17 protein-coding genes are annotated in these 18,496 nt (G+C 35.8%); 8 read left to right on the top strand and 9 right to left on the bottom strand.

What is annotated here, in order from left to right; translation table 11 throughout:
• Together C1T31_RS04710 and C1T31_RS04705 are read left to right on the top strand one after the other, a co-directional pair.
• Positions 1–651 (top strand): outer membrane beta-barrel protein, encoded by a 651-nt coding sequence (locus tag C1T31_RS04710; protein WP_103051339.1) that lies wholly within the window; start codon positions 1–3, stop codon positions 649–651.
• Between the two features lie 11 nt (positions 652–662).
• Positions 663–2,828, top strand: coding sequence for a translocation/assembly module TamB domain-containing protein (locus C1T31_RS04705; protein ID WP_123912623.1), 2,166 nt, complete (start codon positions 663–665; stop codon positions 2,826–2,828).
• A 47-nt stretch (positions 2,829–2,875) separates the two neighbouring features.
• Here the strand turns inward: C1T31_RS04705 and C1T31_RS04700 are convergent, their stop codons facing one another.
• Genes C1T31_RS04700 through C1T31_RS04690 form a run of 3 tightly spaced genes read right to left on the bottom strand, consistent with a single transcriptional unit; the run spans position 2,876 to position 5,826 of the window.
• The gene (locus tag C1T31_RS04700; RefSeq protein WP_103051337.1) at positions 2,876–3,733 is read right to left on the bottom strand and encodes an O-methyltransferase; all 858 of its coding nucleotides are present in this window, start codon (positions 3,731–3,733) and stop codon (positions 2,876–2,878) included.
• 12 nt (positions 3,734–3,745) lie between these two features.
• Positions 3,746–5,059 (bottom strand): carboxypeptidase-like regulatory domain-containing protein, encoded by a 1,314-nt coding sequence (locus tag C1T31_RS04695; protein WP_243398896.1) that lies wholly within the window; start codon positions 5,057–5,059, stop codon positions 3,746–3,748.
• Entirely contained in the window at positions 5,032–5,826 is a 795-nt protein-coding gene (locus C1T31_RS04690; protein WP_165780068.1) for a dienelactone hydrolase family protein, read from the bottom strand. Before C1T31_RS04690 ends, C1T31_RS04695 begins: the two co-directional genes overlap by 28 nt.
• A gap of 258 nt (positions 5,827–6,084) precedes the next feature.
• Here C1T31_RS04690 and bshC point away from each other — a divergent pair, with 258 nt between their 5' ends.
• Genes bshC through C1T31_RS04660 form a run of 6 tightly spaced genes read left to right on the top strand, consistent with a single transcriptional unit; the run spans position 6,085 to position 13,455 of the window.
• Complete coding sequence (gene bshC / locus C1T31_RS04685) at positions 6,085–7,689, top strand: bacillithiol biosynthesis cysteine-adding enzyme BshC (protein ID WP_103051335.1); 1,605 nt, start codon at positions 6,085–6,087, stop codon at positions 7,687–7,689.
• 3 nt (positions 7,690–7,692) lie between these two features.
• Positions 7,693–9,063: a pyridoxal phosphate-dependent decarboxylase family protein gene (locus C1T31_RS04680; RefSeq protein WP_103051334.1), complete on the top strand. Its 1,371-nt coding sequence runs from the start codon at positions 7,693–7,695 to the stop codon at positions 9,061–9,063.
• Positions 9,064–9,113: 50 nt separating this feature from the next.
• On the top strand, positions 9,114–10,649 hold the full coding sequence (guaA, locus tag C1T31_RS04675; protein ID WP_103051333.1) for a glutamine-hydrolyzing GMP synthase: 1,536 nt from the start codon (positions 9,114–9,116) through the stop codon (positions 10,647–10,649).
• Positions 10,650–10,690: 41 nt separating this feature from the next.
• The gene (locus C1T31_RS04670; RefSeq protein WP_103051332.1) at positions 10,691–12,625 is read left to right on the top strand and encodes a LysM peptidoglycan-binding domain-containing protein; all 1,935 of its coding nucleotides are present in this window, start codon (positions 10,691–10,693) and stop codon (positions 12,623–12,625) included.
• A 57-nt stretch (positions 12,626–12,682) separates the two neighbouring features.
• Positions 12,683–13,222 carry a DUF922 domain-containing protein gene (locus C1T31_RS04665; protein ID WP_103051331.1) on the top strand — a complete coding sequence of 180 codons (540 nt, stop codon included), beginning with the start codon at positions 12,683–12,685 and terminating at the stop codon, positions 13,220–13,222.
• Positions 13,222–13,455, top strand: a complete 234-nt coding sequence (locus C1T31_RS04660) for a DUF3820 family protein (protein ID WP_103051330.1) — start codon at positions 13,222–13,224, stop codon at positions 13,453–13,455. Before C1T31_RS04665 ends, C1T31_RS04660 begins: the two co-directional genes overlap by 1 nt.
• A 23-nt stretch (positions 13,456–13,478) precedes the next feature.
• Here C1T31_RS04660 and C1T31_RS04655 read toward each other — a convergent pair whose 3' ends face one another.
• The 6 genes from C1T31_RS04655 to C1T31_RS04630 form a co-directional block, all read right to left on the bottom strand.
• Entirely contained in the window at positions 13,479–13,901 is a 423-nt protein-coding gene (locus C1T31_RS04655; protein ID WP_103051329.1) for an META domain-containing protein, read from the bottom strand.
• Positions 13,902–14,033: 132 nt separating this feature from the next.
• On the bottom strand, positions 14,034–14,645 hold the full coding sequence (locus C1T31_RS04650; protein ID WP_103051328.1) for a DUF4386 domain-containing protein: 612 nt from the start codon (positions 14,643–14,645) through the stop codon (positions 14,034–14,036).
• Complete coding sequence (locus C1T31_RS04645; RefSeq protein WP_103051327.1) at positions 14,642–15,562, bottom strand: mechanosensitive ion channel family protein; 921 nt, start codon at positions 15,560–15,562, stop codon at positions 14,642–14,644. Before C1T31_RS04645 ends, C1T31_RS04650 begins: the two co-directional genes overlap by 4 nt.
• Before the next feature lie 66 nt (positions 15,563–15,628).
• On the bottom strand, positions 15,629–16,588 hold the full coding sequence (locus C1T31_RS04640) for a c-type cytochrome (RefSeq protein WP_103051326.1): 960 nt from the start codon (positions 16,586–16,588) through the stop codon (positions 15,629–15,631).
• Positions 16,589–16,766: 178 nt separating this feature from the next.
• On the bottom strand, positions 16,767–17,393 hold the full coding sequence (locus tag C1T31_RS04635) for a DUF998 domain-containing protein (RefSeq protein ID WP_103051325.1): 627 nt from the start codon (positions 17,391–17,393) through the stop codon (positions 16,767–16,769).
• A gap of 61 nt (positions 17,394–17,454) precedes the next feature.
• Entirely contained in the window at positions 17,455–18,225 is a 771-nt protein-coding gene (locus C1T31_RS04630) for a DUF6090 family protein (RefSeq protein ID WP_103051324.1), read from the bottom strand.
• Positions 18,226–18,496 lie beyond the last annotated feature (271 nt).

Here is an 18,496-nt window from a genome sequence, read left to right as displayed (position 1 = left end):
ATGACGCGAAACTTACTTTTTTGGTGTTTTCTGTTTTTGGCAATAGACGGTTTTTCACAACAGTTATATGTGGAATTAGGACCGACGGTATCAGCTTTCGATTATAAAAACTCACAAGGAGAATCTTTGGATAATTTAATGTCAAAAACCAACATCTATTTTGGTATGGGCTACAGAAATGTATTGAATAATAATCAGACACTGTTTGTTTCTCTGGGAGCGTCTTACAACGGTTATGGTGCCATAGGAAGCGATAACAGGTTAGACAACTATTTTGAATGGGATGTGAGCTATTTGGGAGTCAATGCAGGATTGGATGTAAAACTGTTCAGTTTACGCGATTTTTCATTTTATATCAAAGGTTCTTTCGCTGCCGAATTCCTAATTCGAGGCACTCAAACGCTGAACAATCAGGTCTATAATTTGGTAGGTGAAGATGAATTTAACAATTATATATTTTTTACTCGAGGTCATTTGGGAATGCAATATCCCATTTCAAGAAATACATCACTATTTGTCAACTATACTTATGGGCGAACCGTGCTTATAGGAAAAGGAAATGGTGTTGACCAAGAACAATTAAAACTAATTACACACCAATTTGGATTGGGCCTGATTATCAATTTGCCTAATTGCAATTGTCCATTTTAAACGTATACATTATGAAAAAGTTTGCCTTATTCTTTATTTGTTGTATGATAATGCTTTTTGGTTTTTCACAAACCGACGGTATCAGTTACCAAGCAGTTATCATTGATAACAATCCACAAGAAATTCCAGGGGTTGATGTTCCATCTAATAACCTGCCCAATACCCCTTTACAGGTTCAATTTTCAATTATAGATAATAATGGATCTGTTGAATATCAAGAAACCCACAGCACTACAACCGATGCTTATGGTATGATTCATTTGATGATTGGTCATGGCCAGTCGTCAATCAATGCTTTTAATCAAATTTATTGGAACAATGAGAAGTTTTTGAAAGTTGAAATCGATTTAAACGATGGCAATGGTTGGATAGAGTTTAGCTATCAAGAACTCACGTACATTCCCTATGTAAAGCATCGTGAAATTATTGCCACATCCACTTTAGATGTAGATGGTGAAACCAATCTCAATAACAACTTTAATGTAAATAATGCGAGTCCCTCACACTTAACGGGTGATTTAACGGTAGATGGAAACACAAACTTAAATGGTACTTTGACGGTTTTTAATCAAGAACCAACGTTGCTCACAGGCGATTTAACCGTAGAAGGATTGGTTAGCTTTGATGGTGAATTGGCAGTTGGTGGCGATACTAATTTATATTCTGACTTAACTGTTGAAGGGAATACGCTTTTGAATGGTGATTTGACCGTTATTGGGCAAGCGAATTTCAATGATGGAAACTTTCAAAATATTACAGTAGCACAAAACTCAAACTTAAACCTTTTGGATGTTAGCGGTGTGAGTAATTTGAACAATACCTTAAATGTTAGCGGAACTAGCAATTTGAATAGCGCCTTGAACGTTTTGGGCATTAGTACATTGAGTAATACCTTAAGCGTGAATGCTTCCAGTAATTTGAATGGACGTGTAATTATAAATGCGAATGTTGATGGTAGTCAAAATAGCCCGAGTTCTTATCCATTGGAGGTAAAAGGATCTAATCAAGGAATTTGGATTGACGTTGATGGAGGCAGAAACAGCAATAAAAACTTTATTACATTTTCTGATGCTTTAGGTCAGCATGGTGCTGTTGAAGGTCAGACTTTAAATGAACTAAATAATAGTTTTCGTTATATCTGGGATGCAGCAAATGCATTGGCTGAAGAAGCTTTTATTGCGGCTGAAGGCGTAGCATGTGGAATACAGTTGGACGCTGCAGAAGCCACTCTTATGGGAATTCAAACAGTTGCAGCCTATGCCAGACTTATAGAGTTGGTTGTTTATGCAGAAAGCAATGTAGGTGTATCATTTAAAACGGGTGGAGCTGATTATGCAGAATGGTTATTAAAAATGAATGTCAATGAGCAATTCTATCCTGGAGAGGTTGTTGGTGTTTTTGGAGGTATGATTAGTAAAAATACCGTTGAGGCAAACCATATAATGGTTGTGTCTACAAATCCAATAATACTGGGTAATTCAACACAAAAAATGAATGAGAACCTATATGAAAAAGTAGCATTTATGGGGCAGGTTCCTGTAAGGGTTATAGGAGAAGTTCAGGTAGGGGATTATATTTTGCCTTCAGGTAATAACGACGGTACAGCAATTGCAAAACCAATATCCGAAATGCAGGGCGATGATTACAAAAATATTGTTGGTGTTGCATGGGAATCTTCAGAAACTGGAGCAATGGCGAGTATGATAAATGTAGCTATTGGAATCAATACAAATGATTTATCTGCTAAAGTGGCGGAGCATGATAGAGAAATAGAAGGTTTAAAAGCACAAATTAGAATCATCTTAAATCAAATTAACACAGAAAAAAACTCCGATATTACTGTTACTGAAGATGAAACTGTAAAAAACAATGGAGATGAAAAGGATCAGAAAGAACCATCGTTGGCTTCTAAACTTGTAAATCAACGTCCAAAAGTGAATGTTGAAAAATTAGATTTTGATCAATGGCTGAAGGATTATGGATACATTTTTGAAGAGCGTATGAAACCCTTACGGGAGCACTTTGAGGAAGCTGGAGTCGATTTGTCAAACTTTCCGGAGATTCAAAAACTCATTGAAAATCCAAGCGAAGTCTTGAGAGATATGCAAGACGGATCTTATTTGCCGTCAATATGGGAATCATTGAAAAAAAGATACCCAAATGCTTTCAAGGAGTAAGATTAAGAATCTACTTTTTATTGAATAATTATGTTAGTTTTTTTAAACTAAGTTCGGACTAATAAAGCCAAACTCGTGATGTTGGTACCTAGTTTGGTGGGCCATGGCAAATTACCCAAAGGAATAACTTTTAGATTAGCACCTTCATTTATTAATCTCTCGGTTGCCAGATATGGCCCTTCAACTAGGGAGCCGTTAGACCATAAGGGTTTCATATTAGGAAAGTAATCATGAAGTAGAATGACACCATTTTTATTGAGTATTTTAAGAGCAGCAGGAATTTCTTGATAAACGGTTCCGCCAGAATGATCACCATCCAAAAAAATAAAATCAAAGGTTTTGGTAGTGGATTTAATTAAGTCAAGCGACATCCCAGCTTTAAATGTTGTAAACTGATCATAGCCGAATTTGGCAATCATTTCTAAAGGTGAAAATTTAGTGCCATAATTTAGCCAGGGCTTCTCGCTGGTGCAATTGACATCTCGAATATCTACGGTTGTAAATTCTACTTGTTCCCCTAGTTTTACTTGGCTTATATAAAGTGCCGATGCTATATGTAGTGTAGATGCACCAATATGAGTGCCAACTTCCAGAATAGATGATGGTTTAAAATGACATAATAAATAATATAAGGCTCTTCTGTCACCAGGATTGACACCTCCTGTGCCATCTGGTATATCAAAAGAATCAATTTCTTTCTTTGACTCTTTCCATAAATCACCTATAGCTTTTGAATTCAAAATTTCGGAAAGATTAACATCCTTTTCGTGGATTAGGTTTTTGGCATCCAATGATTCTTCGGGCAAGGCATGAAATGCAGCCATTTCTTGTGATTTACGGGCTGCATGAATTTTATTGATAATGAATTTTGGCGTAATACTTTTGATTAGTTGTTTTAAACTCATATGAAGAATAGTTTAAGATGACGATTTTTCTAACTGTTTATTGATTTTTTTAATAGCAGACTCAATGGACTTTTCAGGCTCAATAATGTTGTACTGCCCCCAGAATTCTGGGTCTGAAAAGCCTGATGCTTCATCAATCAAAATACTGGTGGGTTTCAAAATCAAATTCTTGTCTTCAGGTTTTGTGAATTTTTCTTGAGATACCTTCCAATTAGTAATGGCCATCTCACTGTTTAAAGTATAATAACTGTTAAACAAACGACCTTTCCAATTAACTTTAAAAGACAATAAAATATTACTGTAACTAAAATACCATTTACCATTACTGGATCTGTAATTGACCCGATAATTGGCCTCTGTTGGGTAGACATGAACTTTATTGGGCTTTTTTCTAATGAACAATTCGCTGGCTAAAGCTCTGTTTTCAACATTAAGGCTATAAATCGCACTAGTAAGGGCAAAACTATCTGAATCGATAAACAATTTGCCATAATACAATGGTATTTTTAATTCTGGTTTTTGCTTAAAGTTTACAACATATACCAATTGATCATTGATGTAAGTTGATGTGTCAAAAGTAAAGATATATTGTGATAGGTTATCTTCCGTAAAGATGTATTCCGGGTATTTAATAATATCGGCGTACAAATTACTAAATGGTCCACCTTGAAGTTTGAGTGCAATAGTGTCCAATTTAGAATAGTTGGTACTTTTTCGAACCTTAACAATGTTAACGGCATCGCGTTTTCTATTAGTATAGGCTTGTTTTTGAACTTCAATAACAGCTTCAGAAAGTGAAGCATTAGTGCGTCGTTTTTTAATGGTTTCCCTGTAGAATGCCGTCATGGTCACATTGTCATTTATATAGTTTACACCACTTTTTTCCAACATTAAACGAACAAGAGATTCGGCATTTTTAGGTCTTGATATTTTTATTTCATCCAATTGTGTGAAAGAAGGTTTCAAACCTATAGAACTGGTTTTTTGAAGCTCCAAGACTGTTACAGTAATATCAGCATAACCTAAAAATTGAATAGTAACCGATGCATTTTTGAATGCATTTGGGATTTTCAATAAAAACTCTCCTTCGGTATTGGTAATGGTAGCTATGTTGGTGTCAACCACAATAATATCAGCAAAAACAAGTGGGTCGTTATTTGAAGTGTCGTAGACAGAACCTTTTATTTCAATAAAACTATTTTGGTCCTGAGCCCATACAGTTGGTGCCAACATAGCAAGTATAATAGCTATTGCAAGTGATATTGAATTTCTTAAAGGCAATTCCATATTCAATTTAATTAATTCCACACATGATTTACGAGCCAATCTGAAGCGTTTTGCAAATAGGACACATATTCACAAGGTTCATAATGGGTCAATCCTGGAGCGACATCCAATGTAATATCGCTACCTACATCGGTAGTTTCCATAACCCAGTCTTGTATATCGGCTAAAGGAAACAAATCATCATTCTCTCCATGTATAACATACATAGGTATAGGCATGGTTCTAGCTGTACCATTCTGATGATAGGAACCATAAGCGCTTGCCATTGGAATAGCTGCACTAAAAAAATTAGGGCGAGTTTCTCCCAAATACCAACTTCCATTACCTCCATCACTGTATCCATTAATGACAATTTTGTTTGGATCTACAGGTAAAAATTCTTTAGCTAAATCAACAAGAGATAGTACGAATTCAACATTGTAGGCATGAAACCAAGATAACTGATCAGCATTAGGGCTAATAATAATTGGATCTAGTGCTGAAAAGCCAGGTTCTGCAAAGCAATCGGTATGCTTGTGTGCATTAGGATCACTAATAGAGACTCCTCCATGCAACGTCACAATCAATGGTCTATTATTGTTAGTAAAATCAACATCAGGCATCACAACCCTAAAGTTCCAGATAAAATTAAAGTGATTTCTAAGGGCAATATCATTATTTCCCGTAGTAAAATCTATTTGACTAAAATCCTGTCTGACATCATCAAAAGTTCTACTGGGTGGAACAGGAGATGAATCATCTGAATTCCTGCAGGTAAATAGTAATAATGTGCAGAGTAATAGTGTGGTTAATTTTAAATGTTTCATAATAATGGTTTTTTCTTTTTGATTAAGCAATATTTTAATTTCAAATAAAGTTAATAATAATATAGATACAATTGCCATTCAATTGAGTAAAGTGAACGTTTTAGCACTTAAAGTACCCAATTCATTGAGGGAGTATGATAAATGGAGAATATTTATTTGGCTAGTTAAAAAAGCGGGTGTTAAAAAAAAGCTAAAAACACAATATCTGTTTAGAATCTGTAAAAGATGGTATCTTTACATAAATTTTGAAGTGAAACTATGCATTCCGAATGTATTCCGTTTAAAGAAACCGGTTATTTTTCAGATTTAATTTGTGATTATCTTGAAGAGTCTGCACAACTAAAACCATTTTATAATAGGTTCCCTAATATTGAAAACTTCAAAGCACAAATTGTAGAAAAGCAATCAAATTACAGCAAGCAGTCAAGACAAGTATTGGTTGATTCAATTAAAAATCAATATCAAAATATTCATGTTTCAAAAGAAACCGAATTAAATATTGAGTCTCTTAACCAAGAAAATACCTTTACAATTACTACAGGTCATCAACTAAACTTGTTTACAGGACCACTTTATTTTTTCTACAAAATTGTATCTGCCATTAACTTGTGTAAGGATTTAAAAAAGCAATATCCAGAATATAACTTTGTTCCTGTTTATTGGATGGCAAGTGAAGATCATGATTTTGAGGAAATAAATTTCTTTAATTATCAAGGAAAGAAAGTACAATGGAGTAAAAATGTATCTGGAGCGGTTGGTGAGTCAAGTTTAGAAGGACTCGATGAAGTTTGCAAGGTCTTTTCAGGGGAGTTGGGGCCTGGAAAAAATGCAGATGCCCTAAAAAATCTATTCAAGGAATCTTATTTAAACCACAATACGTTAACTGGCGCTACGCGGTATTTAGTTAATAGTCTCTTCTCTAAGCATGGACTCGTGATTCTGGATGGAAATGATGCTGATTTGAAACGTTTATTCGTTCCGTTCATAAAAGAAGAACTAATAAATAACATATCATTCAAGAATGTTTCCGAAACCAACGAGCGTCTAAATAAGTTGGATACCAATTATAAAATTCAAGTAAACCCCAGGGAAATCAATCTATTTTATCTGGATAAAAATCTACGGGAGCGGATTGTTGAAGAGGATGGTAAATATCATGTTTTGGAAACTGACCTATTTTGGAGTAAGGAGGAATTGATGACCGAAGTTGAAAAGCATCCGGAGCAGTTTAGTCCAAACGTTATTACTAGACCATTATATCAGGAGGTAGTTCTTCCGAATTTATGTTACATAGGTGGTGGTGGTGAATTGGCCTATTGGTTTCAGTTAAAGTCTAACTTTGAAAGTCAAAATATTCCCTTCCCAATATTGTTGTTGCGGAATTCGGTGTTGCTTTTTTCAAAAAAGCAAAAAGGGAAACTGGACAAACTGGATGTGACTATCAAAGATTTGTTCTTGAAACAAGACCATTTGATATCGAAAGTTACCAAACAGCTTTCAAAAATTGACATCGATTTTTCTTCACAAAAGGAATTCCTAAATAAACAGTTCAAAGATCTCTATGCATTGGCTGAACAAACAGATAAATCTTTTGTAGGAGCCGTTGCTGCTCAAGAGCGGAAACAAATTAAAGGATTGGAACACCTTGAAAAACGTCTTTTAAAAGCGCAAAAACGGAAGTTTCAAGATCATATTGAACGTATTACTGAAATTCAAAAAGAGTTGTTTCCTAATCAAAGTTTACAAGAACGTCAAGCCAATTTTTCTAGCTTTTATTTAGAGTTTGGAGACCAATTAATTGATGAGTTAGTGTTAAATTTGCAACCATTAAAAGGCGAATTTACAATACTAAATCTAGACTGATTCATGCATAAAATTGATATTGAGCTAATTGAAATGACCCTGGATGTCATGAAATATGCCATTGGTAGAATTTCAGCTACGGAGCATCATATAGGGAAACCCAAAAAATCAGAAGAATTAAAGGCACTTGTAGGAGAAACGATTACCGAAAATGGTATCGGAGGTGAGTATGCTTTTAATCTATGGAAAGAGCATTTGTCAAAAGCCAATGTACCCGTAGATCATCCCAGAAATCTGGCGTTTGTACCTGCATCACCAACGCGTGCTGCTATTATGTTTGATCTGGTTACTTCGGCTTCAAGTATACATGGTGCTTATTGGATGGAAGGTGCCGGTGGAATTTTTTGCGAGAATGAAGCCATGCAATGGATTGTGTCGCTCACAGGGTTACCTAAAGGTGCATTTGGTGTGTTTACCAGTGGCGGTACAGCAGCAAACTTATCGGCCATTGTGACGGCAAGAGAATACTGGCGACGCGACGATACCTACAAGCGTGAAAAGGGTTTGATAATCACTTCTATTGGTGCGCATTCATCAATCAAAGCGATGGCGAAGGTTGCGGATGTGGATATCCTTTTGGTGGACACGGAAGAAAAACTAACGGGTCAATCATTAAAGGAGACCATTGAAAACTTAACCTTTCATCAACGGAAACGATTATTTGCAGTGGTAGCAACAGGAGGTACTACGAATGCGGGAATTATTGATGATTTAGATGGTATTGCAGAAGTATGTCAATCCGAAAAATTATGGTTTCATGTGGATGCAGCTTATGGTGGTGGTGCTTTAGCAGCGGATTCAGTAAGACCGCTATTCAAGGGCATAGAAAAAGCAGATAGTATTACCATAGATCCTCATAAATGGATGTTTTCACCCTATGACTGTGGAGCAGTTATTTATAAACATCCCGAATTGGCAAAGGAGGCTCACTCACAACAAGGTTCTTATTTGGATATTTTCAAGGATGAAGGGGCTCATGGATTTAACCCAACCGATTATCAAATACAATTAACCCGTCGCGTTAGGGGATTACCTTTATGGTTTTCACTGGCGACACATGGTACGGATAGATACAAGCAATCGGTCGAACGTGGTATTGAATTGGCCAAAATTGCAGGGCGAATGATTGAGTCAGATCCTAACTTGGAACTGGTTAGGGAACCTAGTCTCTCTTGCGTGTTATACAGAAGAAAGGGTTGGAAACCCGAAGATTACACGCATTGGACCTATGAAAATCATAGAAAAGGGTTTGCTTTGGTAACACCAACCAAATGGAAAAATGGCGACACATTTGAAACGGTTTCCAGATTTTGTTTCATCAATCCAGATACTACTGAAAAAGATATTCAGATGATATTGGATTCCATGGCCTAATTTTTTAAAATATATAAATACATTTTTGGTATTAAATATTACTTTTGCGCATGCAACACAACAACATACTTATTTTAGATTTCGGTTCGCAATACACACAGTTGATTGCCCGACGAGTCAGGGAGTTGAACATTTATTGTGAAATTCACCCTTACAACAAAATTCCAAATAACATTGATGAATATAAAGCCGTAATCCTTTCCGGTAGTCCCAATTCTGTAAGAGGAGAAGGTGTTTTACATCCCGATTTAAAAAACATTCGCGGTAAAAAACCGCTGTTGGGTGTTTGTTACGGAGCACAGTATTTAGCCCATTTTTCTGGAGGCGAAGTGGCACCATCTAATACCCGTGAGTATGGTCGTGCCAATTTATCCTTCGTCAAGGAGAAAGAAGATTTTTTTCATAATATCTATGAAGGTAGTCAAGTATGGATGAGCCATAGCGATACCATAAAAAAACTGCCAGAAAACGCAGTTTTATTGGCGAGTACCCATGATGTTGAAAATGCGGCTTATAAAATTGAAGGCGAACCAACTTATGCCATTCAATTTCATCCAGAAGTGTATCATTCAACGGATGGGAAACAATTACTAGAAAATTTTTTAGTACATATAGCAGGTGTCAATCCCGATTGGACGCCGCAATCCTTTGTGGAAGAAACAGTGGACGAATTGAAGTCTAAACTAGGAAACGATAAAGTGGTATTAGGACTTTCAGGAGGCGTTGATTCGTCGGTGGCAGCTATGTTATTGCATAAGGCTATTGGAAAAAATCTGTATTGCATTTTTGTGAACAATGGTCTTTTACGAAAAAATGAATTCCATGACGTTTTAGAGCAATACAAGGGTATGGGACTAAATGTAAAAGGGGTTGATGCTTCGGCACGCTTTTTGGATGCATTAGCTGGATTGAGCGATCCAGAGCAAAAACGTAAGGCTATTGGTCGCGTATTTATTGAAGTGTTTGATGATGAAGCTCATGAGATTACCGATGTTAAATGGTTGGCACAAGGAACTATTTATCCGGATGTTATTGAAAGTGTATCGGCAACTGGTGGACCAAGTGCGACTATCAAAAGTCATCATAATGTCGGAGGGTTGCCAGACTTTATGAAGCTTAAGGTGGTTGAACCGTTGAAGGCATTGTTTAAGGATGAAGTACGTAGAGTGGGAGCCTCTATGGGAATGGATAAGGCGCTTTTGGGACGTCATCCGTTTCCAGGACCTGGTCTGGCTATCCGAATTTTAGGTGATATTACTGCTGAAAAAGTTCGTATATTACAAGAGGTTGATGCGGTATTTATTGGAAACTTAAAGAAGTATGATTTATACGATAGTGTGTGGCAAGCTGGCGCTATTTTGCTTCCAGTGAATAGTGTTGGTGTTATGGGCGATGAGCGTACCTATGAAAAATGTGTGGCTTTGAGAGCAGTGGAAAGTACGGATGGTATGACGGCTGATTGGGTGAATCTACCCTATGAATTTTTACAAAAAACGTCCAATGAAATAATAAATAAAGTTAAGGGCGTTAATAGAGTAGTATACGATATTAGTTCAAAACCACCGGCTACAATTGAATGGGAATAGTCCAATAAGTTGTAGTGACCGTATATTAATAAAATAAATTTATGAAACAGTTTTTTTACCTTCTGGCTTTTATTTTGACAATTGGTTGTGCCTCTGCAAATGCACAAAACTATAAAACCCATAAAGTAAAAGCAGGTGAAACCATTGAGGAAATAGCCAAACTGTATAATGTCACACCATTTGATATATACACCCTCAATCCGGATGCTAAAAAAGGATTGAAACGCAATGCCGTGTTGATCATTCCAAAATCAAAAATTAGTACATCTACACCACAAGCGGCAATTACAAAAGAGTTGTCTGGTTTTAAGGAATATAAGGTCAAAAGAAAAGAAACACTGTATAGTATATCCAAAAAATTTGATATAGAGCAAGAGGATATCAAAAAACATAATCCCTTTTTGTACGCCGATAATCTCCGAAAAGGAGATCGACTAAAAATACCAGTTTATAAACGCGTGTTGGAAGTCAAGGAGCCAGAATCTACAACACAACAATACACAGTTTTACCCAAAGAAGGTAAATGGCGCATTGCCTATAAATATGGTATTACGGTTGCCGAATTGGAAGCATTGAATCCAGGCATGGCCGAAGTTTTAAATCCAGGCGACAAAATCAACGTACCTAACATTAAGGCAGCTGATCAAAAAGAAGTCGATAATCAATATTCTTATTACGAAGTATTACCAAAAGAAGGATTTTATCGACTGAAACTTAAATTGGGACTGGAACAGGAAGAGTTGGAAGCATTAAACCCAGAACTTAAGGAAAGTGGCCTTAAAGTAGGTATGGTTCTAAAAATACCTTATTCTGAAGGGGTTGATGCTGCTTCTTCAGGTTTGGAAGAAGTGAATTTGGGTCATTCCATCAATACGAGAGAAACGAAACGTATTGCTATAATGCTACCGTTTAAGTTGAATAAAATTGATATAGACTCGGTGGCCGATACCAAAGCACTAATGAAAAAGGATCCTTTTTTGAAAATGTCTATGGATTTTTATTCAGGAGCCATAGTAGCATTGGACTCTTTGGAAAAAATGGGAGCTTCATTAAAAATTGATGTTTATGATACCAAAAACTTGGCCAGTGAAGTTTCTAGCATTTTAAATGATAATGATTTTGAAGAAGTCTCGGCTGTTATTGGACCATTTATGCCCAACAATGTTGAAAGAGTAGCTTCCGAATTAAGAAAACATAATATTCCTGTAGTGTCGCCAATTACCAAAAACGTCACATTATCGGAAAATGTGTTTCAATCCAGACCATCTGAAGATTTATTGTATGATAAAATTGTCAACTCCATAAAACAAGATGACAGCATTGATCAAATCATCATTATAGCCGATAACGATCATGTCAAAGTCAGTGATAATCTTAAAAGAGAGTTCCCATCAGCACCACAAGTGTATTCCCGAAAGGATAAAGAAGGTGAAGAGGCTTATTTTATCTATGATGATGATATTCTTCCAAAGCTAAAACCTGGTAAAAATGTGGTTTTTTTAGAAACATTGAGTCCTGGATTGGTTTCTAATGTATCTAGTAAATTGAATGCGTTTATTACAAAGGAACGTCAAATCATTCTGGTGACAACCAATATGAATGATGCCTTTGAAGATGATGAGGTTTCTAACTACCATTTATCCAATTTACAATTGGAATTTGCAGCTATTGCTAAAATGTACAATGAGGATGATGCCAATAGCTTTGCCAAAAATTATGTCAATCGATTTGGAGTGACTCCCAACAAAGTGGCAGTACGTGGTTTTGATATAACCATGGATGTTATTTTGAGAGTATTGAATTATGAAAACCTTTATGAATCGGTTAATCAAGCGCCTCTAACCGCATATGTAGAAAATAAATTTGCCTACAAAAAGAAATTCATGGGTGGTTACTACAATAACTCGGTTTATTTGGTTAAGTATCAGGATTTGAAAATTGTTGAAATCCAAGATACAGCCGAAAACCAAGACTAAAATGTATAATATTGACCTGGTTAATACGTTTCTATTATATCATTTTAAATAGGTATTATGTATAAGGGGTTACTGCTTTTATGGGTGTTTTTATCACTTCAAACCAAAGAATCTGAAATAGCCTGGTCGGCCGATTATAAACTACAATGGTCTAATTTTAAGGGTGCACCCAATATGAATTCTGATGCTGCCGCTACAACCGCATCAGGAATAACGTTTGGTTATAGAATGAGTGAGACTGATGGTCAAATAACCCAATTTAAAGCCGATGTTACAGCCCATTTTTATCCGGATAAATCATGGTATAAACCAGAAGAAGTAAGTAATCACATTTTGGAACACGAGCAATTGCATTTTGATATTACCGAATTACATGCGCGAATCTTGCGTCAACATATTAGTAAACTTCAGGTGCCCAATTCGGTCAATAAAGAACTGGAAAATTGGCATCAACACGTTCTGAAAGATTTGGGAGCTATGCAAAATGCCTATGATGCAGCTAGCGATTTTTCCAGAAATAAGGAACAGCAAACGCATTGGAAAGAAACAGTCACTAAACAACTAGCGGAACTAAAAGCTTTTGCAAAACAAGATTAATGCTGCAGCCCGATAAAGATTTTCTGATTAAACTGGCTCATACCAAAATGCCCTACGGGAAATATAAAGATCGTTATATCATAGATTTACCAGAATACTATATCGTCTGGTATCATAACAAGGGATTTCCAAAAGGAAAATTAGGTGAATACTTGCAAACAGTTTACGAATTAAAGGTCAACGGACTGGAAGATATTATTAGAAATATCAAATCCAATTTTCCAAAAAGGTAAAGAAAAGTTTCCTTCAAAAGCAACTAATCTATTTTGTGAAAGCGCATCATAGTTACATCGTCCAACATTAAATTCAATTTACCATCTGTAACGGTAAATTTAGTTATCTGTTTCATGGTCTTTAAAAATACATTTTCGCCTTCGCCACAGTACATCAGAGTGCTTGGGCCAGGTTCTCCAAAAGAAATAGCATTGCCTTCTAGCGTGTAATCGGCAGAATACCCGTTGCAACTGTTATTGCCTGTTACTTTTTTTGTTTCCTGATTAAATGTTATTTGTGGTTTCCTATCGGGATAAAGTCCTTCAAAAGCAATGCGTGGACCTGAAATATATTCCAGTTCCCAAGTAACATCATAAAGCTCCTTGTTGTTGGTTTTCGCGTTCTGGTTACATGAACCTAAAGTCATGCACAAAATACTCACAAAGATTAATTGAATAGTTTTCATCTTGATACAGGTTTTAATGGTTGTAAGCAATTAGCTTGCCAAACAGTATGAAAATAGGTAATAGTAAAATAGCTTCCTAAAAAATACCTAATATATAATTGCTAATAGTTTGAAATCCAAAACTGTCTCAAGCTAATTTTTACCACCCTTGACCAACAACCAAATGGCAAACGACATCTCTCCAACAATACTTGGCACCGCTACAAAGGCTAAAAATATATCACTATAGTCGTCGTAATTGGACATTAAAAAATGGGCAGACGTGTCAACGATATACATAATTCCTGCGATCAAAAGGAATAAGGCAATAAGTTTAGGTTTGCCAATTATCTTGCCCAGCAATATTAAATGTATACCAAAAAAGAATAGCCCAATGAGCCAGATAGTATTAAATTGGTTCACTTGATCAAGAATAGCATCAGCATGGTTCAAACCTAGAGTAATAGGAAGAGCAAAAACGGCAACACCCATAATGGCAGCATGCATCAATCTAAAATACGTACTCAATACTGTAAGTGGATGTTCTTGATATAACAGCTTTAAAGCCCAGGCAACCACCACATCAAACACAACGGTTATTAAAAACGCCATGATGCCCAATCTCACCAATAAAGGATTATGCTGTATGGTGTCTAACGGATTCAGACTTAAAGACTCTAAAGCAAGGAAATTAGCAAATATGGCTGCAAAAAAAATAATCAGGTAACTACCGCCAGCTATTCTGGCAAGGGTTCTGGATTTCATAATTCGGTTTTGGTTGGTGTGTTGATATCTAATTTAGGCACTCTGATGACCTCTATGGTTGCCGAAGCTAATTCTACTTTGCCATTTGTTTTGGCTATTTCTTGACCTATCAGCGAATTCAATAAGTGCTTGGTCATACGTCTTTTTTTGTAGTCAACAATGTACCGCAAATTAAAACGCACCCAATTATCAGTCATGGTCAAGGCCAAGGTTGGCTGCACTTGGGCATCTTCAATATAATATTTGTCAACGACGGTTTTCCATTCGGCTATGGAATTCTCAACATAATCCGATAATTGTTCGGAAGCAATGCGAATAATAATTTCTTTGGCCAATTCTAAATCGGAGCCATAACGTATGGGTAAATCAATTTCATCCCAAATAAACGGGAAATCTCTAGAGTAGTTAAAGACAGGACCTTTAAAAACAAAGGCATTGCTCAACTTCACAATCCGTCCACTGTAATTATCACTGCTTACCCATTCACCAATTTCCATCATTGTGGTATAAATACTGTCAATATCAATCACATCCCCTTTAATGCCATTAATTTCAATGCGATCACCTGGTTTATAAACCTTAACTAAAAATATATAGACAGAACCCGCAATGCTCAATATCAATTCCTGAAGGGTAATGGTAATACCTGCCGTTAATAAACCAATAGCTAATGCAAAATCTTTGATATTACCAGTAAAATAGGATACAGTTAAGAGAATGATAAATACATACCCAAGTACTTCAATGCCTTTTTGCGTTCGGTAGCGTGTATCGGTATCTGGCAATTTTTTCCGAAGCAATCGTCTTAAAAACTGAACCAAACCAACAACAACAATTACCCATAATAAATAGGTAATCACTGATGCTGTTGTTGGATGAGCAGTCATCCACTCTCTGATAAATTCAATTGACTCCATTGCGAACGTTCAGTCAGATTCTACATTATTTTTAAATTAAAGTATCATAACTAAATATACAACAGTTTACTCATAAACCGAACGTTCCACCTTATTGTGAATAGGTGGAATAGTTTGCAGGTAATCAAAAATGGCTGCAGCCTCGTTATCTGTGAGTTGTGTATAAGGCGTCATTGGGTAGGATAGGGCATGTTCACCATCCTTAAGACCATATTTTACCGCTCTTATAAAATCGTTTTGAGTCCAGTTTCCAATACCTGTTTCCTTATCTGGAGTAAGGTTCGATGTTAGCATAACCCGACCTTCCAGGTCTAGTGGCTTGTTGCCACCTCCAAAATAGCCTTTACTCAATTCAGGATTTAAAAAATCGTTGGTTTTAAAATCAGCCGAATGACACGAAAAGCAATCCAGATTATGGGCCAAATATTTTCCTAAAGCCACCGTATTCGTACTGTTAGGTAATTCAATTTTTGCTGTTGGCATAGGAAATGGTTTAAATGCCACACGACATAATACTTTAGTCAGCAACGAAGGATTACTAGGCGTGTCGGGTACGGCTTTGGCAGCAACCATCGGGTCATCCGAGCGTAAAAAGGCTATAATCGCATTAATGTCCTCGTCGGCAATAGTTGGTAATTTAGCCATATACGGCGGACTGTATTGTCCGTCACGTTTAATACCGGTTCGCAATAAATAAACCAATTCGCCATCAGTCCATTCGCCAATACAATAGGTTTTGTCTTGCGTAATGTTGGCCGAATAAATATCCCCAAATTCAGGAGGCGCATCCAGCATTCTAACACCAGTTAACGATCGGGTTTCTTTGTTCATGTGGCAATTGGCACAAAGCATGGTGGCCAGTTTCTTGCCACGTTCAATGGACTCTGGTGTGCTTTCTACTTGATAATCAATCGTAGCTACCTCGTACGATGGAATGTCAGACATGCCAATATAGAGCAGCCCTAGGCCTATGAGTACCACTATCGCAAGTAATCCAATACCAATGATTTTTAAGAGTTTTTTCATGATGTCATACGTTTTAGTTGGTTTAGTTAGTCATCACGTAGTGTTAAGATTCTGTTTTTGCAGAAATAGGGAAGCTTGATAAATATACTGATTTTTGGGTTAACATTTAACGAGTAATAATGCAAGTAGGAAGAGCAAACTGGCGGATAAAAGTCATAAGCAATGAACTACCAAATTGTTACCTGCTGGCTTTTTTATTTTTCACTGTAAGTGCACATAGCATAATCCATAAGACAAACGTTAATTCAACTATTCTTTGAATCAGTCCAACATAATCAGAATCGACACTTATAAATAAAACAATTATAAATAATAATGCCATTCCACCAAGTGCAAAGGATTGCATTGCAAAGGAATTAGAGCCAAACCTTTTTTCACCAAATCCAATTAGCACGATAGATAACGGAACGATAGCATAAGTTAATAATCCTGTTAAATTATGAATTAGTTGGGATGTACTTGGGTTAATTAGTTCTTTGTTACATCCGCTATCGCAAGGAAAAATTGCAACAACAATAGTCGCCAGCCCATAAAATATACCAACTCCATAAAAGCCGATTTTGGTCCATCTTGAATTTTTGAAATAGTCTAATGAAAGAAAGCAGAATATTGTAAAAAGTATGCCACTTGGGATATAACCAAAAATCCTTAAAATAAATCCATATTTTGTATCAACCGCATAAGTTTCGCTTATAAACTGTTTATTAATATCGTAACCGTCAATCAGAAATCCACCAATAAGCGATGTAATAAAGAATAAAAATGCACCAAGTATTCCAATAAAAAAAACATGTTTATTTTTCATATATATTTTGTTTTCAAGTGCTTACTATGCACAACTGGAGCTGTTGTTGTGCTTTTGTTATTTATTCAAGAGCTTTTAATTCCTTATCAATTAATTCGATAAGACTATTTAAATGTTTTTCTAATTTTGCATAAATGTTGCCTCTTAAATTGGCACTTGGGCCCATATATCTCAAAAGATAATTTTCAAATTTATTTGATTTTAAAATAGGGATGTTACTAACAGATTTTTTTCCTTTTTCAATTTTGACATATTCATTGAAATCTATAGAATCATACCAAGTCCTTACACTTCCATTTTCTAAAATAATTTCGCTTGTAACCAAAAACATATCTATCACAAATTTTTCACTATCAGCAACTGATTTAACTAAAGGTTCTAAAGCAACTATTTTTCTGCGAATGCTATCATTTTTAATATTCTTTATCTCCCCAGAAATCTTCAGTTCAGATAGTACACTGTTTTCAAAATCAAATCTCGGAACACTACCAAAAGCCTCAAACATTACCTTTGAAAAGTAATTTTCTGAAATAGTGTCTAAGTTACTATCAATCAATCTAATCAGTTTTTGTTGTCCGTTGGTTATGGATTGAATAGTGTTTTGTGCACTTTTTAGTTCGTTTAGATTATTAAGTGTCTCGTTTTTTAATAAAAGTAGATATTTTTCTTGGTTGTTCTGTGTAATTCTATTTTGATTCCAGTTGTTAATCTGCAGTGCAATTAAAATTCCTATAACAACAAGAATAATCTCTCCAAGAGCATATTTAAAATACTTTCCAGTTTTGTTTTCTGAAAGCAAGTTTTGTCTAATTTTTCTAAAGAATTTTATCATTGGTTAGTGTTGGTTATATTGATGTATAACGGTTTGGCTATGAGTAGTTGCTTGGGTTGGCACTTAACTTCACAAGTACACACCAAACTGAAAATCCGCAAGGATTTTCAGAAGTAGGCGAGAACAAGCAATTACCTATAGCCATCTTAAGTTTACAAATCACTAAATTTATTATATAATCAGAAAGAACAAAAGAGAGGAATAAGGTTAATATAGCCGTAGAACATTTAAGTTCGTCAACATTGATAATCCCCTCTCTTTTCTACTTAAA

Source organism: Hanstruepera neustonica (genome assembly GCF_002895005.1).
GTDB classification, from domain to species: domain Bacteria; phylum Bacteroidota; class Bacteroidia; order Flavobacteriales; family Flavobacteriaceae; genus Hanstruepera; species Hanstruepera neustonica.
Note: the sequence above shows the minus strand (reverse complement) of the source record. Positions and strands in the feature narration are given on the sequence as shown.